Raw genomic sequence first — 3,111 nt, 5'->3', positions numbered from 1 at the left:
CATAATGGTTGGTTTCCTTCTCGGAGATTTATTCAATAATTATTATGCAGGTTTTGGTGTGGTTACGCTACTATTTATTCTCGCGTTAGTATTTGTCGTGAAATATCGCCAGAAAATTATGCGTAAGTTCATGGGAGGTATTATTGATATTATTTTAGATAAAACAGAAGAAAATGATGAACCTGCTAAAAAATAAAAACAGAGACTTGTCTTTTATTAATAATATGGATGACTTAGATGCAGAAATTTTAAGATTAAAACGCTGCATCAAAGCAAGAGAAAGTGAAATAAAATTTGACACCACTCAAATCCCAAAGCAGGCATTGCAGGCTTCTCTCAGTTCCGTTGTTCCCTTTTTCAAAAAAACAAAAATAACCGATGAGTCTTTCAATTCCATTCAAATTATAATTGGGGGCATTGTTGCGTCCATTATTGCAGGGAAAAAACATAAGGGAGGTTTCACTAAAGGAATCGTGGAAACTTTACGGCAAGTTAGTTTTCTGGGCGCTATGAAAGCCATTATTAGTTTATTTGACAAAAAGAACAGAGCAACATATTAGAAAATTTTCTGGATCATCACTAAGTTATGTCCGCAATGCTTTTTAGTTTATCTCAAGTTTTTACAAATACGCTTGTTTCATTTTCCACATCTTCATTTTTGCTTTTCAATTTTAGTAACTTGCACCCCTTATGCAAGATTACTTACAAGGACTTAACGAAAAACAATATATAGCCGCCACCCATATTAATGGCCCGTTAATGATCGTAGCCGGGGCCGGCAGTGGCAAAACAAAAGTACTTACCACACGTATTGCCCATTTAATGGCCAATGGCGTAGATGCTTTCAATATTTTAGCACTTACATTTACCAACAAGGCCGCCGCTGAAATGCGTGAACGTATCGAAAAAATGTTGGGTGGTAATGAAGCACGTAACTTATATATCGGCACATTTCACAGTGTATTTGCGCGCATCTTGCGTGGCGAAGCGCATCGTTTAGGCTATCCGAGCAATTTTTCAATATACGACTCGGATGATAGCAAAAGTGTCATAAAGGCAATCGTAAAAGAAATGGATTTAGACGAAAAACATTACAAGCCAAGTGTAGTACTCAGTCGTATTTCACAAGCGAAAAATGCGTTGATCGGCCCGTTGGAATATGCACAAGATTATTATTTACAACAAGAAGATATTCGGTCCAACAGGACTGCCATTGCCAATATTTATAAGGCCTATACCGCACGTTGTTTTAAAAATGGGGCAATGGATTTTGATGATTTATTACTTAAAATGTATGAACTGCTGCATACCTTTCCCGAAGTGTTGCTCAAGTTTCAGCATAAATTCAGATATGTGTTAATTGATGAGTATCAGGACACAAATCCAGTACAATATCAAATCACTAAATTATTGGCAGCCGCGCACGAAAACATTTGTGTCGTGGGCGACGATGCCCAAAGCATTTATAGTTTTAGAGGTGCAACGATCGAAAACATTTTACTCTTTAAGAAAGATTACGATGACGTAACAATCGTAAAGCTGGAACAAAACTATCGCAGCACCAAAAGCATTTTAAATGTAGCAAATACCATTATTCAAAATAATAAGAATCAAATACCAAAAGATTTATGGACCGATAATGCAGATGGCGAAAAAATAAATCTCGTGCGTACCATGACAGATAATGATGAAGGAAAGTACGTCGCCACCACCATTCAAGAACAAAAGCTACGCAATCATTATTACAATAAAGACTTTGCAATACTTTATCGTACAAATGCACAAAGCCGTTCTTTTGAGGAGAATTTAAGAAGAGCAGGTATCGCGTACAAAATATATGGCGGGCTTAGTTTTTATCAAAGAAAAGAGATAAAAGATTTTGTATCCTATTTACGCGTTATTGCTAATATACGCGATGAAGAAGCCCTTAAGCGCATCATAAATTATCCTATCAGAGGAATCGGCAAAACAACTACTGAAAAACTATTGACAGCTTCAAACGAAGGAGGATTCACTTTTTGGGAAGCGTTAACGCGTGCCCAGGAGTTTGGCTTTAAAGGACATACGTTAGAAGTGATTCAAAACTTCGTTATAATGGTGCGTTATTTTCAGTCTCTATTAAAAGAAAATAATGCTTATGAAGTCGCGATGCAAGTAGGGAAACATACTAATTTGGTAAAAGAACTGTTTACCGACAAGTCCACCGAGGGTCTGGCACGCTATGAAAACGTTCAGGAGTTACTCAACTCTATCAGGGAATGGGTCGATCAGCAAGAAAATCTTGCGCAGATTGACGAAGACGGAATCTTATTGGAAAATACAGATACCGAAACGGCCAAGAATGCGATGTCCCTTGGCACTTATTTACAACAAATCACACTACTTACCGACGCCGATAAAAATGAAGAAGATTCCGACGTAGTAAAACTTATGACCATTCACGCAGCAAAAGGATTAGAATTTCCTATAATTTTTGTGGGTGGGTTGGAAGAAAGTATTTTTCCCAGTGGCATGAGTATCAATACAAGAGAAGAACTGGAAGAAGAAAGGCGCTTATTCTATGTAGCCATTACACGCGCCAAGGAAAAACTATGGCTTACATATGCCAATACACGTTACCGTTTTGGCAATTTGGTTCAAAATGATCCAAGCCGCTTTATCGAAGAAATGCCACCATCTTTTGTCGACAAAAGTTCTGCGGGCAATTCATTTAATGCAAATAATTTTAGTAATGGTTTTCAACAGCGCAATTCCAATTTTGACAATAGAATTTCAGAATCTGCAGAGAAAAGATATGGACCACCGCCTGCGAAAAAATTAAATACTAAGCCGAGTGCTTTGCCTTCTCAGCCGCCGGTTACGGCCAAAATAATAGAACATAAACCGCAAGCGGATTTTACCCCCAGCGATACAAGTAATCTGGCTGAAGGAGATAAAGTAGAGCATTTAAAATTCGGATTCGGTACTGTTATCAAAATGGAAGGGGCAGCACATAACCGCATTGCAACTGTTCATTTTAAATTAAATGGAGAGAAGAAAATAATGCTGAATTATGCCAAATTGCGTATTTTAGAAAATTAATATCCATTCAGGCGGGTCAAGGGTTAGCTT

At 37.6% G+C, this 3,111-nt stretch carries 3 protein-coding genes; all 3 read left to right on the top strand.

Translation table 11 applies throughout. The features are described 5' to 3' along the window. Positions 1–196, top strand: a 196-nt coding sequence (locus ACQR30_RS16920) for a hypothetical protein (RefSeq protein ID WP_429736954.1), incomplete at its 5' end; no start/stop codon positions are given. Continuing rightward, positions 174–560: a hypothetical protein gene (locus ACQR30_RS16915; RefSeq protein WP_429736952.1), complete on the top strand. Its 387-nt coding sequence runs from the start codon at positions 174–176 to the stop codon at positions 558–560. The genes ACQR30_RS16920 and ACQR30_RS16915, both read left to right, overlap by 23 nt. A gap of 130 nt (positions 561–690) precedes the next feature. After that, positions 691–3,081 carry an ATP-dependent helicase gene (locus ACQR30_RS16910; protein WP_429736950.1) on the top strand — a complete coding sequence of 797 codons (2,391 nt, stop codon included), beginning with the start codon at positions 691–693 and terminating at the stop codon, positions 3,079–3,081. The last annotated feature ends 30 nt before the right edge of the window (positions 3,082–3,111 follow it).

It is taken from the genome of Arachidicoccus sp. (genome assembly GCF_050436765.1).
In the GTDB taxonomy this organism is placed as follows: Bacteria; Bacteroidota; Bacteroidia; order Chitinophagales; family Chitinophagaceae; genus Arachidicoccus.
The sequence above is the reverse complement of the archived record's forward strand: the minus strand, read 5'-3'. Positions and strand labels throughout refer to the sequence as shown.

Excerpts from the sequence above, each read along its gene's own strand:
- ACQR30_RS16915 (WP_429736952.1), top strand. The coding sequence starts at position 174 with ATGATGAACCTGCTAAAAAATAAAAACAGAGACTTGTCTTTTATTAAT.
- ACQR30_RS16910 (WP_429736950.1), top strand. The coding sequence starts at position 691 with ATGCAAGATTACTTACAAGGACTTAACGAAAAACAATATATAGCCGCC.